Here is a 25,983-nt window from a genome sequence, read left to right on the forward strand (position 1 = left end):
CCAAAGGAGACTCTCGCTTGAAAAACCCGGTATGAAGAATTGTTCTTGTGAAAGAAGAAAAAAGGATGGTGGTCATCCGGCCGGGGAACCCCGAAGGGCTCCCCGGTGGCAGATCAACGGTTGTAGGCGGTTTCGCCGTGCGAGGAGATGTCGAGGCCTTCGCGCTCTTCTTCTTCCGTCACACGCAGGCCGATGGTGAGGTCGGCGATCTTGAAGGCGATGAACGCCACCACACCCGACCAGACGATCGTGAGCACCACGCTCTTGACCTGGATCCAGACCTGCGCACCCATCGAGAACGTATCTGGCGTCAGGCCGCCGGTGCCGCCGAGGCCCTTGGCTGCGAACACACCGGTCAGGATGGCACCCAGGATGCCGCCCACACCGTGCACGCCGAACACGTCGAACGCGTCGTCGGCGCCGAGCATGCGCTTGAGGCCGCCCACACCCCACAGGCAGACCAGGCCGGCCAGGATGCCCAGCACGATCGAACCCATCGGGCCGACAAAACCGGCGGCAGGCGTGACAGCCACCAGGCCGGCAACGGCACCGGACGCAGCGCCCAGCATCGAGGCCTTGCCCTTGTGCAGGCTTTCACCCAGGATCCACGACAGCGCCGCGGCAGCGGTGGCGAGCACCGTGTTGACGAACGCCAGGCCGGCCAGGGCGTTGGCAGCACCTGCCGAGCCGGCATTGAAGCCGAACCAGCCGACCCACAGCAGCGAAGCGCCGACCATGGTGAGCGTGAGCGAGTGAGGCGTGAACGCTTCCTTGCCGTAGCCCACGCGCTTGCCGACCATGTAGGCGCCGACCAGGCCGGCCACACCGGCGTTGATGTGCACCACGGTGCCGCCGGCGAAGTCCAGCGCGCCGTCCTTGCCCAGCAGACCGCCGCCCCACACCATGTGAGCGATCGGCAGGTAGCTGAAGGTGAACCACAGCACCGAGAACAGCAGCACGGCCGAGAACTTGGCGCGCTCCGCGAAGGCGCCGACGATCAGCGCCACGGTGATGGCCGCGAAGGTGCCCTGGAAGGCGACGAACACGTACTCGGGAATCGTGGTCAGCGCGCCGAAGGTCTCCTGGGTGATGCCCTTCATGAAGATCTTGTCGAATCCTCCGAAGAAGTTGCCATCGCCCGAGAAGGTCACGCTGTAGCCGTAGACGGCCCACAGGATGCTGATCAGCGAGAAGATCACGAAGACCTGCATCAGCACCGACAGCATGTTCTTCGAGCGGCCGAGGCCACCGTAGAACAGCGCCAGGCCGGGGATGGTCATCAGGATCACGAGCAGCGTCGAGGTCAGCATCCAGGCGGTGTCGCCCGAATCGACCTTGGGTGCCGGTGCCGCTGCAGGCGCCGCTTCGGCGGGCGCGGCTGCAGGGGCTGCGGCCGCGGGGGCCGCCGGCGCCTCAGCGGCTGCGGGTGCAGAGGCGGCAGGCGCCTCGGCGGGTGCGGCAGGCGTCTGGGCGAAGCCCGTGGTGCCGAAGGCGAGAACGCTCAAGCCGAGCGCGAGAGAGACAAGCAGTTTTTTCATGGTCGTTGTTCTTTAGGGCCAGACTCGATCAGAGGGCCTCGCGGCCCGTTTCGCCGGTGCGGATGCGTACGACCTGCTCGAGGTTGTAGACGAAGATTTTTCCGTCGCCGATCTTGCCGGTGCGTGCGGCACCTTCGACGGCTTCGATCACGCGATCGACCAGGTCGTCGGAGACGGCCGCTTCGATCTTGACCTTGGGCAGGAAGTCGACCACGTATTCCGCGCCGCGGTAGAGCTCGGTGTGGCCCTTCTGGCGACCGAAACCCTTGACCTCCGTGACCGTGATCCCCTGCACGCCGATGGCCGACAGTGCTTCACGCACCTCGTCGAGCTTGAACGGTTTGATGATGGCTGTGACCAGCTTCATGAGCTTCTCCTTTGGATGGACATGGAATGGTGCGGCAGCTTGGGCCGCACCTCTTTGTTCTGTTTACAGCGTCTTCGTCAGCGTGAGGATGAAGCGCGCCTTGTTCGGCGAATACATCGTCGTGCCGAAGGTGCCGAAATCGGGGATCTCGATGCCCGGGTTGGCGACGACCTGGTAGTTCGTCTTCTTGTTGGCGCCCTGCACCGAGCCCGTGAGCGACAGGCCGCCGCCGAAGTCGTACGTGGCGCCGAGGTTGTAGTCGACGTAGCTCTTGTAGCCCAGGCTGCGGATGTCGCTGGACATGTTCGTGAAGCCGACGGCCGCCTTCAACGTGACCTTGGGCACGATTTCCTTGCTGTACGCCAGGTTCAGGTAGCCGGTGTTGCGGCCCTTCAGGCCCGAGCCGGCCTTGTTGCCGGCGTAGCCGAAGTAGTCCTTGGACACGGTGTGCGAGTACTTGGCGGTGAACGAGCCGAAGGCTTCGTTTGCGTAGGTGGCGCCCACGTACAGCTCGGTGGTGTTGCCGGCGGAGTTGCCCGGGTAGATGTAGGTGAGCGCACCGACGTCCATGTCGACCGGGCCGGCCTTGAACTTGTAGCCGCCGTACAGGTCGGTCTCGATGCTGTTGCCCTGGAGCCAGTTGACGCTGGAGTTCCAGTTGCCCACGTAGAAGCCGCTGTCGCCGAAGGCGTAGTCGAAGCCGCCCTGGATGGCGGGCTTGAAGCCGCGCGTCTTGGCGTAGTCGTTGCGGCCGATCATGTCCTGGTCCTGGCCGCGGAACTTGTAGTTCGTGGTCAGCGAGATGTTGCCGGTGAGCGGCGATGCCGGGGCAGGCGCGGGCTCTGCCGGTGCGGTCTGTGCCAGGGCAGCGCCCGACATGGTCATTGCGGCGGCTAGAACGATCAGGGCCTGGGCGGCGGAACGGTGCGTCATCGGGAAACTCCTCGCAAGTGTGTTGTGGAACCTGAACACCCTCAAAGCAGGGAGCGTGCCAAACCGCACGAATGCCCGCGCGCAAGAGCCACGGCACGGCGTGGAACGAGCGCCAATTCGTTACAAGCGATGTTCGGTTCGGTCGCGGGCACCACGGTGTCGCGTGACCGTGGAATGACAAAAAGATGGCGCACCATCTTGGGGAGGAAAGAAGAAATGAGTCTGTCTTTGGTGCAAAGCCGTGCTTTGCTGGGGCTGGAAGCGGCCAGTGTCACGGTCGAGGTGCATCTGGCGAACGGTTTGCCCAGCTTCACGCTCGTCGGGCTGGTGGAGACCGAGGTAAAGGAAGCGCGCGAGCGCGTGCGCTCGGCCATCCAGAACGCCGGGCTGGAGTTTCCGAGCAACAAGAAGATCGTGGTGAACCTGGCGCCGGCCGACTTGCCGAAGGACTCGGGCCGCTTCGACCTGCCGATCGCGCTCGGTATCCTGGCGGCCAGCGGGCAGATCCAGGACGCGCGCCTTGCAGGGCACGAGTTTGCGGGCGAGCTGTCGCTGTCGGGCGAACTGCGGCCCGTGCGCGGAGCGTTGGCCATGGCGCTGGCCTTGCACACCCGCGGGGTGGCGACGCGGCTGGTGTTGCCCATGGACAGTGCGCAAGAGGCCGCGCTGGTGCCCGGCGGCGAGGTCTACGGTGCGCGGCACCTGCTGGACGTGGTGCGGCAGTTCATGAGCGAAGACGAGGCGGCGGCGCTGCCACTCGAAACGCCGGACGACGGCTGGGCGCGCGTGCGGGCCGTGGCCGGCGCGGCCCGGCCGTTCTACGCCGACCTGGCCGACGTCAAGGGCCATGCTGGCGCCAAGCGCGCGCTGGAGATCGCGGCGGCGGGCGGCCACAGCCTCCTGATGGTGGGCGAGCCGGGCTCGGGCAAGTCGATGCTCGCCCAGCGCTTTGCCGGCCTGCTGCCCGCGATGAGCATCGACGAGGCGCTGGAGAGCGCCGCCGTGGCCAGCCTGGGCGGCCGCTTTGCGACCGAGCGCTGGATGTGCAGGCCGACGTCAGCGCCGCACCATACGGCCAGCGCGGTGGCGTTGGTGGGCGGCGGCTCGCCGCCCCGGCCCGGCGAAATCTCGCGGGCGCACCACGGCGTGCTGTTCCTGGACGAATTCCCGGAGTTCGCGCGCGCCGCGCTCGAAGCGCTGCGCGAGCCGCTGGAGACCGGCACCATCGCCATCGCACGGGCCGCGCGGCGGGCGGAGTTTCCGGCGCGCTTTCAGCTGATCGCGGCGATGAACCCCTGCCCTTGCGGCTACCTCGGTTCGGCGTCGAAGAGTTGCCGATGCACCCCGGACCAGATTTCGCGCTACCAGGGCAAGCTGAGCGGGCCGCTGCTCGACCGCATCGACCTGCACATCGAAGTGCCCGCTGTTTCAGCGCAGCAGCTGCTCGACGCGCCGCCGGGCGAGGCGACAGACAGCATCCGCGGCCGGGTGGTGGCGGCGCGCGAGCGGGCGATGCGGCGGCAGGGGCATGCCAACCAGTCGCTCCAGGGCAGCGCGATCGACACGCACGCGGCGCTGGACGCCACCGCGCGGCAGTTCATCTACAACGCCGCCGCCAAGCTGGGCTGGTCGGCGCGCAGCACGCACCGGGCATTGAAGGTGGCGCGCACCATTGCAGACCTTGCCGCAGCCGATGAAGTGCAGGTGGTGCATGTGGCGGAGGCGGTGCAATACCGGCGGGCGCTGCGCGGCGTGGCCTGACACCGTGTCACTCGGCGCGTTCAGGGCAAGGGTCACCGCCAAGGGGGCCCGCCCGAACGCACAGGCCGCCTACTTGAACTCGTGCGCCACCACAGGCGCCGACTTGCTGTCCTGCACCGTCACCCGCTGCCTGTACACATCGAGGTCGCCGTTGCGCACCTCGATGTTGTAGATGCCGGGCCGCAGCGACAGCGACTTGAGCGGCGGGCTCACGCCGCGGTCCGCGCCGTCGACGAACACCTGGCCCCATGGCCGGATGTTGAACTGCACGCGGCCCATGCCGGGCACAGCTGCGCTCGGTGCCGGCGAAGTACCGGGCACGACCCCGGGCGGGACCGTGCCGCCGGCGGTCACCGTTCCGGGCGGCGCGGTCACACCGGGCAAGGTGGTGCCGGGTGCGAGCGGCACCGTGGGCGACAGGCGGTTGATTTCGGCGATCGCGTTGCGCGCCTCCCGCGCATGCAGGCCGCGCCGGTAGCGGCGCAGGTACGCCTCATAGCCTTCGCGCGTGTTCTCGGCCTGGGCCAGGTTCCAGTCCTCGACCTCGGAAGTCGCGAGCGCGGCCTCGGGCGGCATGGCCGGCGTGTTGACCGGCACCGGGTCCAGCGGCGTCAGCGGCCCTGCGGCCGGCGCGCTGGCGGGCGCTGCGGGCGGCGTGGCGGCGCCGGCGACTGGCGTGCCGTCGGTGGCGCCCGGCACGGCGCCGGCGACAGGCGGCGCATCAGTGCCCGGCGGCATCGTGGCGGGCGGAGCGGCGGTGTTGGACATCGGCGCCGCGGGCGGCGGCACCGGCACCATGGCGGTCCGGGTGTCCGGCGTGCTGGACGTCAGGCGCAGGCCGATCCACGACCCGACGGCCACCAGCGCGACCACCAGCACCGCAACCACGCCCCAGGTCGGCACGCGCGATTTCCTGGCCGCCGTGGCCGGCTTTGTGCGGGCTTGGGCGCGCGCCGGCGGCGCGGCGGGCGGCCTCACATGCACCACCGGCTCGGCCGCGGCGACGGGCGGCGCGGCATAGGCGGTGGTGCCCAGGGTTTCGAGCGGCGCGGGGGCCGACACCGGCGAGAACGGCGGCGGCGCCACCGGCGCCATCGAAGAGAGCGGCGGCGGGGGCGGCGTGGCCGACACGGGAGCGGGCGCGATCATCACCGTCGGTGCGGCCAACGCGTTCACATAGATGTCGCCCAGCTTCACGAGCCCCAGCTCGGCCGCGAAGGTCGCGACGGTCTGCGTGCGGTCCTTGCTGTGCACGGCCAGCGTGTGGTCGACCGCGGCGCAGAAGCCCGGGCTCAGGTCGGCGCGGCCCATGGACGACAGCGGCACGTAGGCGTCCTGCACGCTGCGCACCACGGCCGAGGGCGGCGGGTGCCCGGTGACCGCGCGGTACAGCACGGCGCCCAGCGCATACAGATCGGTCCACGGCCCTTGCAGCAGCGTGTTGTCGTCGGCGTACTGCTCGATGGGCGAGTAGCCCGACTTCACCATCACCGCCACCTCGTCGACCAGGTCGGCAATCGACTTGCGGGCCGCGCCGAAGTCCAGCAGCACCGGCAGGTCGTCGTGCTGGATGAAGATGTTGTCGGGCGCGATGTCGCGGTGAAAGCACTGGCTGCGGTGCAGCGTTTCCAGCGCGCCCAGCAGCGGCCCGAGCATGCCGAGCAGCCACGGCTCGGACACCTTCGCCGGCTCGTCCTCGGCCAGGCGGCGCAGCGTGCGGCCCTTGTAGAGCTGGATCGCCATGTAGGCGGTCGAGTTCGATTCCCAGAAGCGGTGCACCCGCACCAGCGCCGGGTGGCTGAACTGCGCGAGCGTGCGCGCCTCGTTGATGAAGCTGCGAAGCCCCGCCTGGAATGTGGCCGTGAGCCGCTCGGAGCGCACATGCACGCTGTTGTCGCCCACGCGGCGCGCGAGCATCGAGGGCATGTATTCCTTGATGGCGACTTCGCGCTGCAGCGAATGGTCGTAGGCGCGGTAGACGATGCCGAAGCCGCCCTCGCCGATCACCTCGAGCAGTTCGAACTCGTCCAGCCGATGGCCCACGCCCAGCGGGTGCGGGCGTTCCTGCGGATCGGCGGGCAAGCTACCGTGCGTCGTCGTCATTCATCTCCTCCTGATGCAGCGGCTGGTTTTTTCATGCCCATGGCACGTGCCCCTGCGAAAACAATTTCGAGAACAGCGGTGTGTTGAGCCCGCCGCCATGGGCCGCGGTGCGCAACGGCGATCCGTCGGCCTGGTTGGTCCACCAGTAGCTGCTGCTGCCGAAGGGATCGAAACAAAGTGGAAGCTCGGGCCAGCCCAGCTGCTGTTGGGCGCTCGCGCCACCGGCTGTAGGCCCGAGGATCGAGAGAATGTCGTCCGAGCCCCCGCTGGCGGTGCGAAAGCCCTCGCGGCCCGCGGCCAGGATCTGCGCGTCGAACTGGTCGGGCGCCACGCCGTGGCGAATGGCCTGCAGCAAGGCCGTGCCGCACTGCCAGTACCACGCGGCCGAGCCTTCGAGCACCGCGGGCCGGTAGTTCGACGCAGCCACCTGCAGCGTCACGCACACGGGGTAGTAGCGGCCCACGCGATCGCAGCTGGGCGCGATGCAGCCGAACTGCACGGCGTTCACGCCCTGCGTGGCGGGAATCGCGAAATTCCAGACGGGCGCGACCGCATAGTGCCGCGTCATCGCATCGGGCCAGCGCTTGAAGCTGCCCAGGCCGTTCTGCATCCAGCGGTCCCACCAGGCCTGCAGTTCGCGCGGCATGCGGCGGTAGAGAAAGTCGCCGGCAGCGGGCAACTTGCCGTACCAGCCGATCTGCTCATCGACCGGGACCCACGCATGGGGGGGGATGCTGCTGTTCATCCTAGGATTTCCCGGGGCAGGAGAAGCTGCTCATCTGGTTCAGGCGCAGCGGGTTGTAGACGCTGTTGGCCGTGACCGCGAGCACCACCTTCTTGCCTTGCAGGTCGAAGGTGGCGTTGAAGGATTCGGGCGCGCCGCCTGGCGAGATCGAAGCCCGGTCGAACAGCCGGTGCAGGGCCCACGGCCCCTCGGTCACGATGCCGCCGGCCGGCGTGCCGTTGGCGGTGGTCACCTGCAAGCGCACCTGGTTGCTGTTGCGCGGGCCGGGCCATTTGACGGTGCTCGGCGCCTGCGGGCCGTGGGCGTAGCGCACGGTCTGGCCGTCGATGTCCAGCGTGAACTGGGTGATGGCCGCGTCCATGTCCTCGGGGCGGATGTCGATGCTGAACGAGGGGGTGCGCCCGCCCGCCATGCCGCTGAAGAACACGTCGCGGATCGCCTGCGCCTTCTGGAACGAATCGAGGTACGCCGAGCGCCCCGCCGCGCTGCCGTCGACGCCGCGCTTGAAGGTCCAGGGGTTGGTGGACGTGTCCACCTGCGAGACGAGGTTCTTGTTGAAGAAGTCGTCCATCATCCCGCCCGGCGCGAAGAGCTGCGCGAAGTCGCCCGAGGCCACGTCGCGCTTGGACCCGCGCGAGAACGGATAGCGCCCGCCGATGGCCTGGTTGCAGAACTGGCCGATGGTGGCGGCCGCGCTCTGCCCGATGTTCTGCCGCGTGACCGCCGAAGCCTTGGACGACGCGGTGGCCGACAGGTCGTTCAGCATGCCCTGGAAGGGCACCGGCAGGCGACCGGCCTCGGCCTGCACCTTGGTGACCGCATCGCTCGAAGGCGGAATGTTGCCGCTGCGCAGCGCCGTGTCGGTGGCGGTGAGGTAGGTGTAGAGCTCGTTGATGAGCGCGGCCGTCGCGTCGATGGGCGCCAGGCCGCCGGCCTTGGGCGCGGTGACCATGCGGCGCAGCGGCGCGAAGTGGTTGTCCACCAGCGACTCGGGGCGGTCCGGCGCGGTGTTGCGGCGCTGGCTGCCGTCGGGCTGGCCGATGAGCTGCTCGATGCGTTCGCGGGTGCTGGCCACGCGGTTCTGCGCCGAATCGAGCAGGCTGCGCGCGGCCTCGTCGTGGTTGCGCAGCAGGTCGGTTTCGCGTGCGGCGCCGCGGATCAGGCGCGACATCGGCGACTCGCCGGTGGAGAGCACGCGCGTCATCTGGATGCTCTGCAGCAGCGACTTGCTCTCGGCCAGCCGCACGTCGGCCAGGTACTCGTCCCAGATGCGGACGTAATCGGTCAGGTAGAGGCGCCGCACTTCGCGCAGCAGCAGCTCGCGCGAGGTGATGTCGGCGATGCCGGGCGCGCGGATCTGCAGCACCCAGCGGTCTTCCTGTTCGAGCGCCAGCGTGGTTTCGGCCATGCGCTTGTCGAAGATGTCCCAGTAGCCGCGGTAGGTGAAGAGCGTGGGAATGCCGTCGGTCAACGGCTTTCCGCTGGCGCGCCGGATCACCAGCGCCGACTCGGCCCCCGCCATCTCGGCGATGGTGAAGGCGTTGGGCGGGCTGGTCTGCAGCAGGATGCGGCGCAGCCGCGCATACGAGCGCTGCGCCAGCGGCACGCCGGCCAGGCGCTCGCGCGTCTGCGTGATCAGGCGGTCGTCCTTGGCGAAGGGCGAGGTCACCACCCGTTCGGCAAACAGCGCCTTCAGGTGCGACTCGAGGTTGGTGCGCTGCTCGCGGGTGAGCGAGGCGCCGATCTTGCGGTCCACGTCGGTCAAGAGCCAGGCCTGCAGGAAGTCGGCGTCGTAACGTTCGGCGTCGTACAGCATGAGGTAGGCCTTGAGCGCCTCGTAGCTGTATTCGGCATCGATCTTCTCGGCATCGCGCAAAGACTGCTCCACCCGCTGCGCGGCCTGCGGCAGCAGCACGCTTTCGAGCGCCCGCTGGTAGACACCGTCGGTTGCGGCCTGCAGCTTCTCGCCCTGGTAGAGGCCGAAGCGGTAGGACACGGGCGGATCGCCGATATCGAACTGGCTCGACTTGGGCAGGTCGCGCAGGCGGTCCAGGATGAGCAGCGAGCTCGCGATGTCGCCGCTCGAATCCACCACCGTCGGCAGCTCGCCGCGCGCCGCCGCCTTGTTGAAGGCCTTGGCGTTGTTGTCGACCTCGGCCACGTAGTCCTTGTTGTTGCGCCAGCTGTTCACGCAGGCACCCAGGAACACCACCAGCAGCACGCCGATCACGCTGTAGCCCACGATGTCGATCGCGCGGCGGCGGCGGTACCAGCGCAGGTTGGTGCCGGCCACGCCCGCGTCGCGGAAGATCACCTGCTGCAGCAGCTCTTTCAGGAAGTAGCTCTTGCCCGGACCCGGCGGCGGCGCGGGCGGCGCATTGACCTGCAGGTAGCGCTTGATGGCGCCCATCACGCGGTCGAAGGCCGTGCCCTCCTGCGTGCCGCTGGTGAAGTACACGCCGCGCAGCATCGACGCAGCCTCGAACTTCGACGGGTTGAACACATCGGCCAGGAAGGTGCCCAGGATGTCCTCGAAGCTCGCGAACTGCTGCGGCAGCAGGTAGGCCTGCGCGCGCCGCATCTGGTCGGGCTCGGCGGCCATCAGTTCGGGCAGGCGCTCGTCCAGGCGCTGGTGCAGCAGCTTGTACTCGTGGTGGAAGCGTTCGCGCAGGTCGGCCTTGGCGCGGTCCGCCGGGTTGGCCTCGATCGGAAAGGTGAAGCCCCAGACCTGCGAACGCTCGGCGCGGCCCAGCGAGCCGAAGTATTCGTTGAAGCCGGCCAGCAGGTCGGTCTTGGTGATAAGCACGTACACCGGAAAGTCGATGCCCAGGTCGGTGCGCAAATCGAGCAGGCGCTTGCGCAAGGCCATGGCGTGCCGCGCGCGTTGCGCGTCGTCGGCCAGCGGCAGGTCGGCAATGCTGATCGTGAGGATCACGCCGTTGATGGGCTGGCGCGGCCTGAACTTCTTGAGCAGGTCGAGGAAGCCCTTCCACTCGCCCTCGTCGGTTTCGCGGTTGCTCTCGTGCGTGGTGTAGCGGCCGGCGGTGTCGATGAGCACCGCCTCGTTGGTGAACCACCAGTCGCAGTTGCGCGTGCCGCCGATGCCGCGCACCGCGGCCTTGCCGAGCTGGTCGGCCAGCGGAAAGTCGAGGTCGGAGTTGACCAGCGCCGTGGTCTTGCCCGAGCCCGGCGCACCGATGAAGATGTACCAGGGCAGCTGGTACAGGTACTGCCGGTCGAACATCGCGAAGCGGCCCGCGGCCTTGCCGTCGGCGCCCTGGCCGAAGCGCATGTTCTTCAGGATGGTGGTGGCATCGGTGAAGCCGCTCTGCAGCTCCTTGATTTCGGGCGCGTCCTCGGGCTTGGCTTCTTTTTCCTTCGCCGAAGGCGTGCGCAGCTGGTTGAGCAACTGCGCGTTGAGCCGGCCTTCGCGCCATTTGCGATAGGCCAGCCGTATGAGCCAGATCGCGAACATCGCCACGATGACCGCGATGCGCACGAGCTCGCTCTCCAGCGGCCGGTAGCGGCCGACGGCAACGACCGGGCCGATGACCCAGATCAGGAACGCAACGGCCACCAGCCCCAGAAAAATCCAGAGATCGCGGCCGATGAGAAAACGGAAAAGAGCGCGAAACATCAGCGGGTTCCCCCCTGCCGGGCTGCCGGCGCCACGGGCGCCACCAGCAGCGTCACTTCGACGCGGCGGTTGCGGGCGCGGTTGGCCGCCGAGTCGTTGGGCACCAGCGGATCGGCGTCGCCGCGGCCTTCGGCGCGCAGGCGCTCGGGCCGTGTCAGGCGTGTGGCCAGCATCGTCTTGACCGAGTCGGCGCGGGCTTGCGAGAGCTGCCAGTTCGAAGGAAAGCGCACGGAGCGGATCGGCTGGTCGTCGCTGAAGCCGCTGATCAGCACATTGCCCTCGACGGAATTGAGCGCATCGGCCACGCGGCTGAGCACCGGCGCGTAGCGGTCGAGCACGCGGTCGGAGGCCGACGCGAAGAGCCCGTCGCCGCGCAGCACCACCACGCTGCGGTCGGCCTCGTCGCGCACCGTCAGGAGGCCTTCGCGAATCTCGGGCTCCAGAAAGCGCTGCAGGCGCGGTTGCGGCGCGGGCATGACCACGGCGCGCGCCGTCTGCGGCAGGCGCACGGCATTGACGGCCGCGAAGGCCCCATCGGAGGTGCTTGCCAAGCTGAAGGTAAGCACCAGGAAAGTAAGAACCAGCAGCACCGCGGCCACGGCGCCCACGGCCCACAGCGGCAGCCAGTTGCGCGTGCGGCGCACCGGCGCGCTTGCGTCCTGCCAGTTGGGCGACAGCGGCACGGCGATTTCGCCGCGCGTCTGGCGAATGATCTGCAGCAGCCGCTGCTTGAGCGTTTCAAGCTGCGAGCGGCCGTTGTCGATGACGCGAAAGCGCCCTTCGAAACCCATGGCCAGGCAGAAGTAGATGAGCTCGATCAGGTGCAGGTGCTGCTGCGGGTTCTGCACCAGGCGCGACAGCAGCTGGAAGAACTTCTCGCCGCCCCAGGTCTCGTTGTGGAACATCACCAGGAGACTCTGCGAGGACCAGATGCTGCCGCCCCAGGGCGTGAGCGCCGCGGCCTCGTCGACCGCGGTGCACAGGCAATAGCGCGCGCCGATGATCACTTCGGGCGAGATGCCGCTTTGTTGTGCGCGCGTCTCGAAGCGCCGCACTTCGTCGACCAGGTGCTCGCGCAATTGCGCGGGCGCGCCGTGATGGCCGGTGGCGCGAATCTGCGGAATCAGGTCGAGCAGCGGATTGGCGGCCGCCACCAGCGGGTTGTTGCCCGCCAGCGCCGTGTCGCCCGCATGCGGGCGCCGCGTGTCGTGCCATGCGGTGAAGGACTCGGGCTGCTGCTGTCCCAGGCCGCGCAGGCCCGAAGGCATGCCGCTAGTTTCGTTGTTGCCGCCGGGATTGGGGGGCACGAAGCCTCCCGCGCCGACGGCCATGTCGTTGCCACCGTTCATAGGATCCCTCACGGACGGATCGCCCAGAACTCCATGGCCAGCCCGGGAAAGTCACCGGCCAGGTGCATCGCGACGCCGCCCGATTTTTCGAGCTGGCGCCACATGTCGCCGCTCTTGTCGAGCTCGAAGTAGTGGTAGCCCGCGTTGTATGGAATCTGGCGCGGCGCCACCGGCAGCGGCCGCACGACCACGCCGGGCAGTTGCAGTTGCACGAGGTCGCGGATGCGCTCGACCGAGCCGATCTTGACCTGCGTGGGAAAGCGCTGCTGGATGGCCTCGGCCGGCAGGTCGGCATGCACCGCGAGCACGAAGCCGGCGTTGCGCACCAGCACCGGGTCGGGCATGCGGCCCACGCGCACGCCGTGGCTGCGCTCTTCGAGCTCGATGGCGATCGCGCTCTGCTCCAGCACCGCCGACAGCGAGCGCCGGAGCTCCTCCATCAGCGGGCGGATGCTCTCGTTGAGGTTGTCGTGGTCGTACACCGGCCACAGCACCGGACGGCGCGTGGGCGAGGTGTGCGTCGCCAGATGGCAGGCCAGCTTGAGCCAGTCGGTAAAGAGCTGCTCCGGGTGCACCTGCACCGCCTGCTGCGCATGCCAGGTGGTGGCAAGGTAGCGGTTGACCAGCTCCAGCAGCAGGAAGTCGGACACCTCGCTCACACCGCCGCGCCCCGGCTGCGACAGCCGCGAGGCCAGCGCCTCGGAGCGTTGCGTGAGCAGGCCGTGCAGCTCGGCGACCATGCTGCGCAGCATGGTGTGCGCGGAGGCATCGAGCACCGGCGGAATGTAGTTGGCGTCGATCACCAGCTTGTGGTCGGTGCGCCGCTCGATCACGCGCACCGCGCCGATGGCCTGCCACTCGGCGGTGAGCGACGACGCACGCGCCAGGCGCAGGCGCGGCGCCGCGAGCTGCAGCACCGCCGGGCCGAGCGCCACGGCGTTGCCGTCGGCCACTTCGCGCTCGATCACGCCGAAGCGCGCGGCCGAACCTTCGTCCTCGGCAAAGATGACCTCTTCGCTGCCGGGCCTGCGCAACGGCAGCGCGAGCACGATGAGTTCGTCGGTGAGGTCGGTGGGGACTTCGTAGGGCGGCGGCGCGTCCTCGGCGCCGAAGGAGAACGGCGTGCCGTCGGGCAGCACGCCCGCGCCGCCGAGCAGCGACACGCGGCCCAGCGCGTAGGCATCGCGATCGATCTCCAGATTGAGCCATCCCCAGTACGCGCCCTGCATGCCCGCGGCGCGGCGGGTCACGTACTGCTCGACATAGCGTTCAAGCTGCTGGAAATGCTGGGGCCGCAGGTACATGCCCTCGGACCACACCACGCGATTCGCCAACGCCTGCGGATGGGCTCCCTGCCGTGCGGAGCCCGTATTGCGAACTGTCACCAAAGAACCTCCTGGGGTGTGCTCACGCTGAAACGGAAGTGCGTTGGTGAACGGCCCTCCCGGTCCATCGGTTTTGCTCTGATGCTACACGGCGCCTCTTACATTTCGCACCGTATTTCGCGCACTAAATACTCGCACTTTCGTACTAGTGGCAACCAAAAACTAACGACTTGGTAGCAACTCGATGCCCGTCTTGCGGATGACGACGCGCACCGCTTGCTCACTCGGCGAGAACTGCCAGATCTTGTACAGATTGGTTTGCTTGGGTTCCTTGAGCGGCAGCACGATGCGCCAGCGCGCGGCTTCCAGCTTGCGGTAGCCCGCGATGATGCCGATCGAACGCGAATCGAGCCCGGCCTCGCGCTTGAAGACACGTTCTTCGCCGCTGCGCATGATGGCCTGGTCGGCGTTCACGAGTTCGGTGGAGAGCGTTTCGCGGTCGCGATCCTGCAGGGCGAAGTAGTCTGCCGATTCAAAGTTTCCGGAAGATTTCAGTTCGAAGACCTTGACCAGGATCGGCGCGGCCTGGCCGCGTCCGTCGGGGTTCACACCATCGTCGATACGCACGGTCACGGCGTAGGGTGTGGGCAGCGACTTGGCTGTCGATGCGCATCCACTGAGGCCCGCAAGCAACGGTGTGGTTGCAAGTGCGCCTTGTAGCAAGCTTCGTCGATGCATGAGATCTCCCTCAGAGGTTCGCGGCCTATAGTATCGAAGTCCGTGTGACAAACGTTGTCGCATCGTCACGCTGTCGCACCACAGCAGCACACTGTTCCAAAGCATTGCTTTTTGCGCCTTTCGCAACTTTCGCAAGGTAGGAGAAAAGATTGAAATCATGTCTGCCCGCGTTGGCATTCACGCTCGTCCTGGTCGCCGGCTGCACCACGCCGCCCCCGCCCGAGCCACCGCAACCCGAACGCCTGAGCCAGAAGGTCGCACGCGACACCCTGGAGCGCGCGCAACAGGCGTATGACGAAGGCGACTACGCCAAGGCCGTCACCACGCTCAAGAGCGGCGGCGTGTCGGTGTTCGAAGCAGCCGAGCCGCCCACGCGCCTGGCCGCCATGAAGCTGGAGGCCTTCAGCTACTGCGTGGCCAACCAGATTCCCGAATGCCGCATGCAATTTCGCAAGGCCCTGGATGCATTCCCGGCTTTCGACCTGAGCGTCGCCGAGCGCTCGCATCCGGTGTGGGGCCCCGCCTTCGAGGCCGCCAAGCGAATGAAGCGCTGACCGTTGCCAGGCAACGGCCCAAGCCAGAGATGAACAGGGAGAAGACATGCGCTGGACGGTGATCGAACATGCCGGCAGGCCGGTGACTGCGGGGCCGTCGGCATTGCTCGCGGCACCCGGTGGAACCATAGGCCGAAGCCCCGACAACCACCTCGTGCTGCCCGACGAACAGCGGCAGATCTCGCGTCTGCAGGCCACCGTGCGCTTCGACGATGAAGGCGTGGCGGTGCTGCGCAACATGAGCGCGGTGCTGCCGATCAGCGTCAACGGACAGACCTTGCGCCATGAAGAAGAATCGCGCGTGGCCGACGGCGACCTCGTGGCGATCGGTACCTATGTGCTGGAGGCCGCGAGCGCGCAGCGCGCGGCGAGCGTCGCGGCCGCGCCGTCGTTCCCGCCGGCCCCCGCTCCTGTGCCCTCCGCGCCACCCGCGCCCGTGCTCGATGTGCCGCCCACGGTGTTTCCGTCATCGGCCATGCCGCCGAACCCCATGGGTGGGGCGAGCGCGATGATGCCGGCCTCGCCGGGCTCCGACGTGTTCGCGGACCTGTTCGGCGAAGGCACGTTGCCCATCGGCGATGCGCAGCCGGCCTCGCCGGCGCCTGCATCCGTACTTGCTCCAGCACCAGCACCCTCGCCTGCACCGGCCCCGGTCTACGCACCACCGCCGCCGCGCGAGCCATTCGCCGCGCCCATCGCGGCGCCTGCCCTTTCGCCCGTCTCCGCGCCGGTCTCCGCCCCCGCTCCGCTGCCGGTGTTCGCCAACGCACCCGCGCCCAGCGCCTCGCAGATCCCTTCCGCGGCCGACTGGGACGCCATTCTGGCCAACGCGCCGCGCCGCGTCGACAGCACCCCGGCGCCCATGCCCGACCCGATGGCGCACGAGCCTTTCGAGCTACCGTCGCAGGCGCGCAGGAACCCGGTCGACCCGCTCGCCGAGCTGAACCCCGGCAGGGCCGGCAACGACATGTCCGACATCGCGCTCAAGCGCGGCATGGACCCGCTGTCGTTCTTCGCATCCGACAACAACGCGCACTCGCCGCTGTCCGATCCGCGCCCCACCGCGCTGACGCACGAGAACCCGCTCAACGACATGCACCCGGCCCTCGACCTGCTGGGCAAGCCGCCCGCGGTGCAGGGATACAGCCATTCGAACCATGCGCGCGAAGTGGGCGCGCAGTTCAGGCCGCCGAACCCGGTGGCCTTCGATGCGCCGGTGGCGAAGCCGGTGGTGGTGGAGGCGCCTCCGCCTGCGCCGCCACCACCTCCGCCGCCGCCGCCTCCTCCGGCACCCGCGCCGGTCGAGCCCCAAAGCCCTCCTCCGCCCGCACCACCGCCGGTTGCCGCGGCCCGTGCCGACATCGCACCGCCGGTCGACGTCGCGCCGCCCGTCGACATCGCGCGCCCTGAACCCGTTGCAGTCGAGCCAGCGCCCCCACCCGTTGCCGCGCCGCCTGCGGCAAAGGCAGCGGCCGCACCGCAGCCATCGCCGGCTTCCTCCGGCTCATCGGTTGCATCAGCTTCATCGCCCTCTCCGGAAGAGCTCTTCCAGGCTTTCCTTGAAGGCGCCGGCGTGCCCGACGTCGCCGGCCAGCAGCCGCTGGACGTGGAGGCCATGCGCCGCCTCGGCCGGCTCATGCGTGCGTTCACCGACGGCACCATCGAGCTCCTGTCGTCGCGCGCGATGCTCAAGCGCGAAGTGCGCGCCGAGATCACGATGATCGTGGACGAGGAGAACAACCCGTTCAAGATCCTTCCCAACGGCCGCGCCGTGCTGATGCAGATGTTCGGCGCACGCATGCCCGGCTTTCTCACGCCCGAGGCCGCCGTGCACGACGCGCTCGGCGACCTGCAATCGCACCAGCTGGGCATGGTGGCCGGCATGCGCGCGGCGCTGCTCACCGTGCTCAAGCGCTTCGACCCCGCGGCGCTCACCACCACCACGCCGCACGACGGCAGCCTGGGCGAGAAGCTGCTGCCCGGCGGCCGTGAGGCGCGCCTGTGGCGGCAGATGCAGCAGCTGCACGCCGAGACCACCGCCGCCGTCGAGGACGATTTCCAGGCCGTGTTCGGCCGCGCGTTCCAGCAGGCCTACGACAAGGAGATGGAACGCTTGAAGGAGGCACGCCGTGCTTGAAGCCACCCGCGCCTTCGCGGTTCCGATTTCGACCTCGCAGTTCTCCTGCGTGGGCGAGCGCTCCGGCAACCAGGACGCCATCGGCTATCACCTGGACGAATACAGCGCCTGCTTCGTCGTGAGCGACGGCGTCGGCGGCAACGCGGGCGGCGAGGTGGCCGCGCGCATCGCGGTCGACACCGCGCTCAACACCTTCGTGGCCAATCCGTCGGTCGCGGCCGAGGACATCAAGGATGCCGTCAAGCGCGCCAACGACGCCATCCTGGCCAGGCAGCGCGAGCTGGCCGACCAGAGCCGCATGAGCGCGACCATCGTCTCGCTGTTCGTCGACCGCGCCACCGGCCAGGCCTGCTGGGCGCACGTGGGCGACAGCCGCCTCTACTGGTTTCGACGCGGCGCGCTGATGCAGCGCACCGAAGACCACAGCCTCTCCGAACGCTCGGGCGAGGCGGCGCTGGGCAACGGCGCCAACGGCGGCGAGCGCCTGGTCAAGACCAACCTGCTGTACCGCGCGCTCGGTGCGCGCGCCACGGCCGAGACCACGGTGTCGACGCCGCAGCGCCTGGCCGACGGCGATGCCTTCCTGTTGTGCACCGACGGGCTCTGGCAGCTGATCTCGCAGCAGGTGATGGAGCGGTCGCTGCAACTGGCCGACAGCGCCGAAGAATGGCTCGCGCTGCTTCGCCGCGCCGCCGAAGCCAAGGCCGACGAGTCGCGCGACAACTATTCGGCGCTGGCGGTGTGGGTGGGGTTTCCGCAGCAGGTGACGCTGGCGGGGACGGCGGCGCCGCGGGCCGCGGCTTAGCACGCCGCCCCAGGGTGGACAGTCAGGGCGCGAGAATCAATACCTTGAACTGGCTCGGCACGACCCGCATGCCGACCATGTTGCAGCGGTTTTGCACCGTGATGCTTGTCACGCGCGTCGCGGGGGTCCCCTTGAGGAGCACGGTGAACGCACCGGTGATGTGACGCGACTGCTGCATGAAGGTCTGCGACACCACCCCCCCCAGCACCCCAGGTTGGTCGCCCAAGGTAATGGGCGTGGTGGTCGCCATATTGTGCGCCGGCATCGCCATGAACAGGATGTTCCAGGCGTTGGGTAAGGCCATGGGGCCGAGGGCCATGTTCGGAAAAGGAATGGGAACGGGTGTCCTGCACACGTCCGGGAAGGCCAAGTCCATTCCCATCAGCTGGCAATTGGCAAACATCGCTTGATCTCCCTTGTCAGCCCATGTGGATTTGCGCGGCATCGACCTTGACAAGGTCCTTGCCGGTTATCACGGTGTGGTTGCCATGAATCCGTACCGTTTCGGTTGCCTTGCAGTCCAGATGGCCCACGCGAACCTGGTCGATCTCGTCCACCAGCCGCAGCGCATTGCGCGCCATCTGGACGATGCGATCGGCCACGACTTCGAACACCTTCCCGACGAGGCGAAAACGCCCCACCGTCGCATCGACCGCCTGGCTCGTATAACGCATCTCGTCGACGTGGCAGCGCCCCTGGCCGGCGCGCAAGCCCCATTCAAGACTCTTCATGTCCAGTGTGGCGCCGCTTTGGATGCGAACGTCCCCGGCGCTCTCGATGGACACGCCGGCCTGCCCGCCCAGCTTCAGCTCTCCGGCTGAGTCGATGTGGCTTACCGACCCATCGGCCTGTTCGATCACCGCAATCAAATAGGCTCTGGAGCTGTCCGGGCCCGATACCAGCACAAGGTCTCCGACACCGGGCCTGAGCAGACAGCTCGCAGCGCGACGGCACAGCCACGCCGCGCCCTGCTCGTCCTCGACGGCGATCCGCCCGTCCGGCATCAGCGTGGAGAGCCGCCCCATGAAATGGACCGGAGTCGGTTCATTCAGGGCTGCACGCAGTGAAACGACGTTCATGATCTATTTCCTTCTTGATGTGGGTTGGCAAACACAGGGCGGCGCTTCAGTGGCCATCGCTCCATGCCTGGGCTTTGAACAGGTCCGGATCGTTCTCGATGATGCCGCCGCGTCCCGAGAAACGAGCCCCCTTCTGCATCGCACGGTGGAAGCGCGTGCGAAGAAAGTTTGCGCTGCGCATGTCGACGTCCACGAGCTCCGCATGGGAAAAGTCGGCGTCCTGCAGCTCGGCGCCATGGAAATTTGCGCCGCTACAGCGTGCACGATGAAAGACACTCAGCGGCAGTCGCGCTTCGCCGAAGTCGACGCGTTCGATTACTGCGTCGGCCCAGATCGATTGATCGAAGCGCCCGCAGCTGCAGTTCGCGTCGCTCATGTCGGCTTCGGGGAACAGGGTGTGGCACGCATCAACGCCGGAGAAGTTCGCCTTGCGGAGCTGCGCCCCCTTGAAATTGCTCTGGGTCAGCACCGCACTGCTGAAGTCCACGCCGTCCATGCGGCTGTCGGTGAACTGGCAGAGCACGAACTCCTGCCCCGCGAGACGCTGGCCCGTGAGATCGCACTCCATGAACGTCGAGCTCTCGCACCGCGCTCCACTCAGTTCCACCTGGCGAAGATCCATCTGGAAGAAGGTCGCGAATGTCAGCGAGGCGCCGGTGCAGTCCAACTGGTCCACCTGGGATTCGCCCACCGTGACGCGATCGCACCGGCGCGTGCGCAGGTTCATCCGGGACATCCGGCATTTGAAGAACGCCACCCGCTCCAGGCACGCGCCCTCGAACACGGCATCGTCGAGCACCGACTCCATGAACGAGGCATCCTGCACGAACGCGTGATCGAGATGCGCCGCCTCGAGACGGCTTCGGAAGAAGCGCGCGTCCTTGAGCCGCGCATGGCTCAGATCGCTGCGAACGAATGCGCAGTTGGACAGGGTGCCGTCTTCCAGGCTGCAGCCTGCAAGCTGTGCGCCGCTGAAATCCACGCGCTCGAACATCGCCCCCGAAAGGTCGAGTCCACGCAGGTCCCAGCCTTTGCAGTCCAGATCGGTCACAGCCACACCATGGTGAATGTTGTCCAGCAGTTCGTCACGCGTCATCGAGTCGTCTCGGTGCGGCGGGCAGGCCACACCTTGGCGTTGTGGGTATAGGCACTGTCCAGCCGTGTCGAACCATCCATGATGGCTTGCGACACGTCCGCGCGGAACAGATTGGCTTTGTGGAAGTCCGCCATGCGCAGATCCGCCTTGGAAAGATTGGCATCGATGAAGTTCGCGCCGATCAGCGAAGCTCCCGAGAAGTCGGCGCGCACGAACAGGCTTTCACCGCCGTCCAGCCGATCGAGCCGCGCACGACGCAGATCGCAGCTGGAAAAATCGCACCCGTCGAGCCGCGCGCCGCTCAGGTCGGCGCCCGTCAGTGCGACGCCGCGCAGACCGCAGTGCTTGAAGCTTGCGTCGCGCAACACCGCGCCGGCCAGCGTGCTGTCGTTCGAGAAGCTGCAGCCAGTGAGCGTGGCGCCCGTGAAATCGAGCCCCTCCGATCCGCTGATTGCAACAAAGCCGCAACTGTTCATGGTGGCATGTGCGAAGGACACGCCTTTCAGCGTGCATTCGATCCATCCCATCTGCCGGAATTTCGCTTCGTCGAAAGAGACATCTTCAAGCGTCATCTTCATCATCGCGACCTGCTGCCACCGAGAACGCCGCAAGTCGCATTGCTGCCAGACGCTTTCATGGGTGTTCGTTGTCTCGAACTCCACATCGGCCAGCACGCAGGCGCGAAAGACCGTCTTGTGGCAGTTCGCATGGCGCAGGCTCGCGCCACCGAAGTTCGCGCCGTCGCATTGCGCGCCACCGAGATTCGCGTGATCGAGCCGCGCGTTGGTGAGCGTCGCACGCTCCAGCCGCGCGCGCGCGAGCACGGCCCGCGTGAAATCGCATCCATCCAGGCGTGCGCCGGCAAGGTTGGCGTCCTCGAGATTCGCGCCCGAAAAATCGGCACCGCTCAAATCCATGTCCGACAAATCGGCGCCTGTGAGATTCGCACCGGCGAACCGGCGCTGTCCCGGCTCGGCGGCACCCAGGCGCCGACGCAGCTTGGCAGCGCGGAAAGTGGTCATCGCCGGGGCCGGATCGAGCAGATGGGCCGTGTAGAGATGCCCCTGGCGAATCTGCGAGGCCATACGCTCGCGCTCCAGCACCGCCTGGGCTGCCTCCTCGATGCTCTCAGGCCGGCCCTGCCGCCCGAACTCCTCGATCCGGGCCAACTCCTCGATCATCTGGTCGGGATCGAAGCGGCGACGCCCTGTCGCATCTGCGAGATCGGAGCCTTCGACGCCCAATTCCGCCATCATCGTTTCGCTGCGGACCTTGAGCTCGTCGCGGGCCTGCGAAATTTTCTGCTCGGCCCGCGCGCTGTATTCCGGCAGATCCTCCAGTTGCAGCGTGCCCTCGAGCAGTACGGGTGGTGGCAGAAACTTGTCGGGATCGAGCCCTTCGCTTTCCAGCTTTGCGCGCCGCGTCTCGTAGTCGCGGAGCTGGCCAGCCCGCTGGTTGCGCACCGTGGGACGATTCGCCACGTCGGGCATCTGGTCTGCCGCCCATGCGCCCATGACAGACTTGGGTACGAGGTCGCTATCGCGCACCGCGTGAATCGCAGTCTCGGGGTCCAGGCGCAGCCGCAGCACCGCCTCGTAATGCGAGAGAGGCCTCGACTCTGCCTCCAGTTCGAGCGCCGGCATGAGATGCTTCACGTCCGCCGCATCGTCTTCGGCAATCGCGAAGCTTCCATGCCAGATCAGGATCGCGCGCCGCACGTGGGGGAAGAACCATGCGGTGGTCAGGCGCAGCGGCGCTTCCTGCAGTTCGCCGCCGTCCTTCTGCCAGCTCGCGAAACACCGCGCCCGCCAGCGCGGCAAGGCGCCACGCAGCACCGGCTCGGTGGGATGCATGTTCCAGATCTCGTACCCGGCGCCTGCCGGCAGTTCGGCCATATCGGGCCAGCGCTGGTCGGGCGGCGCGGCATTGAAGAACCGCCAGTCCATGTCGTCGGCGAAGCCCGGATACTGCTCCTGCAGCCACTGCTGTCCGTATGCGGTCCCCAGCAGTCGCATGCGCTGCGGCCAGTCCGGCGGAATCGCGCCCATGCTGGCGGAGCGGACGTGCTGACCGCGAGAGGCCATGCGTGCATCCGGCGCCTCCACGTTGGGCACACGCCGCACGAGCACGCCGTTGACCATTTCGTCGACCCGGCCCATTCCCTGTGGGTTCTCGGGAACATCGGGGCCGCCGTACGCATGCGCCCAGTCGAGTCTCATGCTTTCGAACGGCTGCGGCGCGGTGGCGCGGCCATCGAGCCAGAAACGGTCGCCGGACACGATCAGCGCCTTCTCTCTTTCGGCAAGCCGAACCTTGACGGCGCAGATTGTCTTTTCTTGCTGATGGGCGGTGTACGCATGGCCGCTCACGAGCATTTCAGGCACCAGCTTCGGAACCCCGAGATCCAATACATTGCCGGACCCGATCTCCTCGGCCGCCAACTGCCAGAGCTCCTGCTCTGGCAGCAGCATCGGTTGTGCTTCCAGGCTGACCAACCCGAGCACCGAAACGCCCAGCGTATCGCGTCCCTGCCAACGGTAGGGACGCGTCAATGTGCTGAGACGGAAGGGCTTGACCGTTTTCATGAAGCGCTGCGGCCCTTTCGCGATGGCTCGGCGGCGAGCAAGGTATGCGGAATCTTCATTGCCTCGGCTCGTCGATGGCGATGTCGCGCGTGGCCGGGTCCACCTTGACCTGCACCGTGCGGCCCGGTGCGAACTGCGGCATCTTCACTGGCGACAGGGGCACCGTGAGCTCCGCTTCGAAACCCGGCAACCCTCCCACTGCATCGACATGCAGGCGCAGGCGGGTGAGTATGTAGATACGGTCGATGCGTGTCCTGCTATCGGTGCTGTCCAGCACCTTGGCTGTCGTCGGCAAGCCGACACGCAACACATGCGCGGCGCGATCGGCGCCCGCTGCCCTGCCATTCGATGCCTTTTGCAGCTTCATGACGCCGAACGCGCCGGATATCACCACGACCAGCGCGGCCAGCGGAATGAGGAGGTACCAGAAATTGCTCGAAGCCATGGCCATCATCCGGGAAGACGGTACGACGCGCGAAGTGCCATCAGGCAATGCCAGTCAGCATCTTGAAGTACAGCAGCACGCCGCCCATGTTGACGTCATAGCCGGCATTGCCCGTATGGGCGATCGTCTGCGTGGTCGTGTACAGGCCGAAGGCATAGCTGATGCCGAACAGTTCGCCCTTGGCGCCGTTGGTCGATATCTGGATCCCGTTGTTGAAGTTGGCGATGCCCGCGCTGCTGGTGATCGCGCCGCTGGCCCCGACGTTCAGGCCCGAGCTTGTGAACCGCGTTGGCGCTGAGTCCCAGATGCTTGCCCGATTGATGCGCTTGACGTGCTCGCCCTCGATGATCACGTCGCCTTTGGCCTTGATCTCCACGTTGCCTGCCGTAGATTCGATGTACACGCTCTTCGCCTTGCCCACGTAGTCGCCGCCGGTCACGGTCGACGTGTGCGTGCCATCGATGGTTTCCGTGAGCGTCGAGGTGATGTGGTCGACGCCTGCGCCGGTGACCTTCCGATCCCAGCCTGAGTTGTACCTTTCCGTGCGCAGCGCATCCTCCGCCGTGAGCTTGGATTCGCCTTTGACCTTTTCTTCCATGCCGCCTTCGACCTCGACCAGGAATCCGCTCTTGAAAGTCTCGTGCCGCTGCCCGGCCGGCACGATGACTTCGGAGGTCCCGGTCTGGACGGTTTCTTTCGCGCCGCCCTTGGTCGTGATCTCGATCCCGGTGTTGAAGAAGTGCTCGGCCTTCTTCGTCACCTCCAGCTTCGAGCCCGACTTGTAGATCGCGTGATCGAGGCCGTTGTTCACCGTCGTGGTCCGCGCCTGGTCCACGGTGAGATCGTCGTTCTTGTGGATGTGGGTGGTGCGGTTGCCCTCCACCGTGTGCATCTCGTTGTTCTCCACCTCCAGCGTGAAGTCCTTCTGCGCATGGATCTTGATCGACTCGCACCCCGGGTCGTCGTCGATCACGAAGTGGTTCGCCAGCTCGCCGTCACCGTTGATCGTGCGGCTGATGAACCCGCTGACCGTCGCCTTCGCCGGCAGCTCCAGCGGCGGCATCTGGTCGGCGTTGTAGACGCGGCCGATGATGATGGGCCGGTCGGGGCAGCCGGCGATGAAATCGACAATGACCTCCTGCCCCACGCGCGGATGGTTGACCGCGCCGAAGTTGGAGCCCGCCCACGCGCTGGACACGCGCACCCAGCACGAACTGTCCTCGTTGCGCTGGCCGTAGCGGTCCCAGCGAAACTGCACCTTCACGCGGCCGTACTTGTCGATCCAGATGTCTTCGCCGGGCGGGCCGACGACCGTGGCGGTCTGCGGCCCGTGCGTGGTCGGCATGCGCGTGACGCGCGGCGCGCGGAACGGAAAGGACGTGGGCTGCACGCCGAAGTTGAAGCTGTACACGCCGTCCGGAGAGCCGGTCGCGTAGCCGCCTTCGCGCAGGTTGTAGGTCACCGAGACGATCAGGTATTCCTTGTTGTCCTCGTCGCGCGGCGCGTTCTGCATGGTGAAGCGGTAGCCCGGGGCCATGCCGCGCACGTTGGAGTGGCCGGTGTCGACTTCGGCCTGCGCCTGCGCCTCTTCCAGGCGGATGCGCGCGTAGTGCTCGCCTTGTCCGGCGTCGCTGTAGCCGCCGAGCCATTCGTACATCTCGTACTGGCCGTGGTCGTTGCCGCGCGGCTGGCTGCGGGTGTTGAGCAGGTCGGCCTTGGGCTTCTTGAAGTCGAAGTCGTCGACCACGAAGGTGCCCGGGCGGATCTCCTCGGTCACCTCCCACTGGTCGATCACTTCGCGGCCCGGATCGCCCACGCGGTCGGCGGCCAGGTAGCCGATGCGCGGATAGCCCGGCAGCGTGTCGTGCGCGCCCATGTCGTCGGCGAGCACCAGGGTGTGCTGGTTCTTCTCGTGCTTGAAGTAGTAGTAGATGCCTTCGTGCTCCATGAGCCGGCTCACGAATGCGAAGTCGGTCTCCTGGTACTGCACGGAGTAGTCGCGCTGGCGGTAGGTGGCGCTGAGCTTTTTCTCGAAGGCAAAACCGTACTCGCCCAGCACTTCGTCCAGGATGTCGACCACCGACTTGTTCTGGAAGATCTTGCAGTCGCTGGTGCGCGTGAGGTACCAGAGCCAGGGCTGCACCAGGGCCCGGTACACGACATAGCGCGAGGAGCTTTCCTCGCGGCCGATCATGGTGAAGCGCGTGATCTGGCCGTTGAGATACCGCGGCGTGCCGTCGATGGTCACGATCTCCAGCGTCAGCGGCTTGCCGAGCACCGACTTCATGTCGACCGAGGTATTGGGGCTCAACAGATCGACTTCGAACTCGAACAACTCCGACAACCCTTCGTTGCCGTGCATCGAACGAAACAGCAGCTGGTCCGCTGCCAACGGCGTATGTGCCGTGACTACTCTGGCCATGTGTGACTCCCTTTCTGCGCTCAACGTCCAGAAAAACCGTCGCGAAAATCGCCATCCGCCGCACGCGGTTGCACGCCTTCGAAGTGCGTGCAATGACCGTGCCACTGATGGTCGGCTCGCTCAGCCGGTTCAGGATCGCGCGCGTGGATTTCGCGCCGATCACCCGTCCATCCAACTCTATGGCGGTACACCGTCACCATGCCCGACCAGGGCGCCGGCGTTGTAATTCGATGTAATGCCACGGTTCGCTGCGAGCCGCTTTGACGTGCGGTCGCGCTGCAACAGATGATGCGATGTGATGCGCCCGGGCGCAACAGGTAAAAAAGCACTACAAGCCGCTGTCGCTGCCGTTGCCGCGCGCGGC

At 67.2% G+C, this 25,983-nt stretch carries 19 protein-coding genes; 4 read left to right on the top strand and 15 right to left on the bottom strand.

Annotated features, from left to right (window positions below; all coding sequences use genetic code 11):
• Window positions 1-113: 113 nt before the first annotated feature.
• The 3 genes from ABIC90_RS12360 to ABIC90_RS12370 all read right to left on the bottom strand — a co-directional run bounded on the left by ABIC90_RS12360 (window position 114) and on the right by ABIC90_RS12370 (window position 2,838).
• Window positions 114-1,538: an ammonium transporter gene (locus ABIC90_RS12360; RefSeq protein ID WP_354354406.1), complete on the bottom strand. Its 1,425-nt coding sequence runs from the start codon at window positions 1,536-1,538 to the stop codon at window positions 114-116.
• A gap of 28 nt (window positions 1,539-1,566) precedes the next feature.
• Window positions 1,567-1,905: a P-II family nitrogen regulator gene (gene glnK / locus ABIC90_RS12365; RefSeq protein ID WP_007833403.1), complete on the bottom strand. Its 339-nt coding sequence runs from the start codon at window positions 1,903-1,905 to the stop codon at window positions 1,567-1,569.
• A 63-nt stretch (window positions 1,906-1,968) separates the two neighbouring features.
• A complete protein-coding gene (locus ABIC90_RS12370) occupies window positions 1,969-2,838 on the bottom strand; it encodes a TorF family putative porin (RefSeq protein ID WP_354354407.1) in 870 nt (289 codons plus the stop codon).
• A 216-nt stretch (window positions 2,839-3,054) separates the two neighbouring features.
• Between ABIC90_RS12370 and ABIC90_RS12375 the strand changes: the two genes are divergently transcribed.
• A complete protein-coding gene (locus tag ABIC90_RS12375) occupies window positions 3,055-4,599 on the top strand; it encodes a YifB family Mg chelatase-like AAA ATPase (protein WP_354354408.1) in 1,545 nt (514 codons plus the stop codon).
• Between the two features lie 69 nt (window positions 4,600-4,668).
• Here ABIC90_RS12375 and ABIC90_RS12380 read toward each other — a convergent pair whose 3' ends face one another.
• The 6 genes from ABIC90_RS12380 to tssJ form a co-directional block, all read right to left on the bottom strand.
• A complete protein-coding gene (locus tag ABIC90_RS12380) occupies window positions 4,669-6,702 on the bottom strand; it encodes a serine/threonine protein kinase (RefSeq protein WP_354354409.1) in 2,034 nt (677 codons plus the stop codon).
• Window positions 6,703-6,733: 31 nt separating this feature from the next.
• The gene (tagF, locus tag ABIC90_RS12385; protein WP_354354410.1) at window positions 6,734-7,447 is read right to left on the bottom strand and encodes a type VI secretion system-associated protein TagF; all 714 of its coding nucleotides are present in this window, start codon (window positions 7,445-7,447) and stop codon (window positions 6,734-6,736) included.
• Between the two features lies 1 nt (window position 7,448).
• Entirely contained in the window at window positions 7,449-11,084 is a 3,636-nt protein-coding gene (gene tssM / locus ABIC90_RS12390) for a type VI secretion system membrane subunit TssM (RefSeq protein WP_354354411.1), read from the bottom strand.
• Complete coding sequence (locus ABIC90_RS12395; RefSeq protein ID WP_354354412.1) at window positions 11,084-12,433, bottom strand: DotU family type VI secretion system protein; 1,350 nt, start codon at window positions 12,431-12,433, stop codon at window positions 11,084-11,086. Before ABIC90_RS12395 ends, tssM begins: the two co-directional genes overlap by 1 nt.
• An 8-nt stretch (window positions 12,434-12,441) precedes the next feature.
• Window positions 12,442-13,821, bottom strand: a complete 1,380-nt coding sequence (tssK, locus tag ABIC90_RS12400) for a type VI secretion system baseplate subunit TssK (protein WP_354354413.1) — start codon at window positions 13,819-13,821, stop codon at window positions 12,442-12,444.
• A 159-nt stretch (window positions 13,822-13,980) separates the two neighbouring features.
• The gene (tssJ, locus tag ABIC90_RS12405) at window positions 13,981-14,496 is read right to left on the bottom strand and encodes a type VI secretion system lipoprotein TssJ (protein ID WP_354354414.1); all 516 of its coding nucleotides are present in this window, start codon (window positions 14,494-14,496) and stop codon (window positions 13,981-13,983) included.
• Between the two features lie 149 nt (window positions 14,497-14,645).
• Between tssJ and ABIC90_RS12410 the strand changes: the two genes are divergently transcribed.
• The 3 genes from ABIC90_RS12410 to ABIC90_RS12420 are packed head-to-tail and all read left to right on the top strand — an operon-like array spanning window position 14,646 to window position 17,992.
• Window positions 14,646-15,050: a TssQ family T6SS-associated lipoprotein gene (locus tag ABIC90_RS12410; RefSeq protein ID WP_354354415.1), complete on the top strand. Its 405-nt coding sequence runs from the start codon at window positions 14,646-14,648 to the stop codon at window positions 15,048-15,050.
• Window positions 15,051-15,096: 46 nt separating this feature from the next.
• Complete coding sequence (gene tagH, locus ABIC90_RS12415) at window positions 15,097-17,187, top strand: type VI secretion system-associated FHA domain protein TagH (RefSeq protein ID WP_354354416.1); 2,091 nt, start codon at window positions 15,097-15,099, stop codon at window positions 17,185-17,187.
• Window positions 17,180-17,992, top strand: coding sequence for a PP2C family protein-serine/threonine phosphatase (locus ABIC90_RS12420; protein ID WP_354354417.1), 813 nt, complete (start codon window positions 17,180-17,182; stop codon window positions 17,990-17,992). The genes tagH and ABIC90_RS12420 overlap by 8 nt, the downstream gene beginning before the upstream one ends.
• A 22-nt stretch (window positions 17,993-18,014) precedes the next feature.
• Here ABIC90_RS12420 and ABIC90_RS12425 read toward each other — a convergent pair whose 3' ends face one another.
• Genes ABIC90_RS12425 through ABIC90_RS12450 form a run of 6 tightly spaced genes read right to left on the bottom strand, consistent with a single transcriptional unit; the run spans window position 18,015 to window position 25,619 of the window.
• Complete coding sequence (locus tag ABIC90_RS12425) at window positions 18,015-18,395, bottom strand: DUF4150 domain-containing protein (RefSeq protein ID WP_354354418.1); 381 nt, start codon at window positions 18,393-18,395, stop codon at window positions 18,015-18,017.
• Between the two features lie 16 nt (window positions 18,396-18,411).
• Window positions 18,412-19,071, bottom strand: coding sequence for a DUF3540 domain-containing protein (locus ABIC90_RS12430; protein ID WP_354354419.1), 660 nt, complete (start codon window positions 19,069-19,071; stop codon window positions 18,412-18,414).
• A gap of 46 nt (window positions 19,072-19,117) precedes the next feature.
• Window positions 19,118-20,167, bottom strand: a complete 1,050-nt coding sequence (locus ABIC90_RS12435) for a pentapeptide repeat-containing protein (protein WP_354354420.1) — start codon at window positions 20,165-20,167, stop codon at window positions 19,118-19,120.
• Window positions 20,164-22,752 (bottom strand): DUF2169 family type VI secretion system accessory protein, encoded by a 2,589-nt coding sequence (locus tag ABIC90_RS12440; RefSeq protein WP_354354421.1) that lies wholly within the window; start codon window positions 22,750-22,752, stop codon window positions 20,164-20,166. Before ABIC90_RS12440 ends, ABIC90_RS12435 begins: the two co-directional genes overlap by 4 nt.
• Before the next feature lie 55 nt (window positions 22,753-22,807).
• Entirely contained in the window at window positions 22,808-23,197 is a 390-nt protein-coding gene (locus tag ABIC90_RS12445; RefSeq protein WP_354354422.1) for a hypothetical protein, read from the bottom strand.
• 40 nt (window positions 23,198-23,237) lie between these two features.
• Complete coding sequence (locus tag ABIC90_RS12450) at window positions 23,238-25,619, bottom strand: type VI secretion system Vgr family protein (RefSeq protein WP_354354423.1); 2,382 nt, start codon at window positions 25,617-25,619, stop codon at window positions 23,238-23,240.
• Window positions 25,620-25,983 lie beyond the last annotated feature (364 nt).

The sequence above is a fragment of the Variovorax boronicumulans genome, assembly GCF_040544675.1.
GTDB lineage: Bacteria > Pseudomonadota > Gammaproteobacteria > Burkholderiales > Burkholderiaceae_C > Variovorax > Variovorax boronicumulans_D.

Coding starts and splice junctions, on each gene's coding strand:
- glnK (WP_007833403.1), bottom strand. CDS start 1,905: ATGAAGCTGGTCACAGCCATCATCAAACCGTTCAAGCTCGACGAGGTG.
- ABIC90_RS12370 (WP_354354407.1), bottom strand. CDS start 2,838: ATGACGCACCGTTCCGCCGCCCAGGCCCTGATCGTTCTAGCCGCCGCA.
- ABIC90_RS12395 (WP_354354412.1), bottom strand. CDS start 12,433: ATGAACGGTGGCAACGACATGGCCGTCGGCGCGGGAGGCTTCGTGCCC.
- ABIC90_RS12440 (WP_354354421.1), bottom strand. CDS start 22,752: ATGAAAACGGTCAAGCCCTTCCGTCTCAGCACATTGACGCGTCCCTAC.
- tssJ (WP_354354414.1), bottom strand. CDS start 14,496: ATGCATCGACGAAGCTTGCTACAAGGCGCACTTGCAACCACACCGTTG.
- tagF (WP_354354410.1), bottom strand. CDS start 7,447: ATGAACAGCAGCATCCCCCCCCATGCGTGGGTCCCGGTCGATGAGCAG.
- ABIC90_RS12360 (WP_354354406.1), bottom strand. CDS start 1,538: ATGAAAAAACTGCTTGTCTCTCTCGCGCTCGGCTTGAGCGTTCTCGCC.
- ABIC90_RS12380 (WP_354354409.1), bottom strand. CDS start 6,702: ATGACGACGACGCACGGTAGCTTGCCCGCCGATCCGCAGGAACGCCCG.
- ABIC90_RS12375 (WP_354354408.1), top strand. CDS start 3,055: ATGAGTCTGTCTTTGGTGCAAAGCCGTGCTTTGCTGGGGCTGGAAGCG.
- ABIC90_RS12425 (WP_354354418.1), bottom strand. CDS start 18,395: ATGTTTGCCAATTGCCAGCTGATGGGAATGGACTTGGCCTTCCCGGAC.
- tssM (WP_354354411.1), bottom strand. CDS start 11,084: ATGTTTCGCGCTCTTTTCCGTTTTCTCATCGGCCGCGATCTCTGGATT.
- ABIC90_RS12430 (WP_354354419.1), bottom strand. CDS start 19,071: ATGAACGTCGTTTCACTGCGTGCAGCCCTGAATGAACCGACTCCGGTC.
- ABIC90_RS12445 (WP_354354422.1), bottom strand. CDS start 23,197: ATGGCTTCGAGCAATTTCTGGTACCTCCTCATTCCGCTGGCCGCGCTG.
- tagH (WP_354354416.1), top strand. CDS start 15,097: ATGCGCTGGACGGTGATCGAACATGCCGGCAGGCCGGTGACTGCGGGG.
- ABIC90_RS12435 (WP_354354420.1), bottom strand. CDS start 20,167: ATGACGCGTGACGAACTGCTGGACAACATTCACCATGGTGTGGCTGTG.
- ABIC90_RS12450 (WP_354354423.1), bottom strand. CDS start 25,619: ATGGCCAGAGTAGTCACGGCACATACGCCGTTGGCAGCGGACCAGCTG.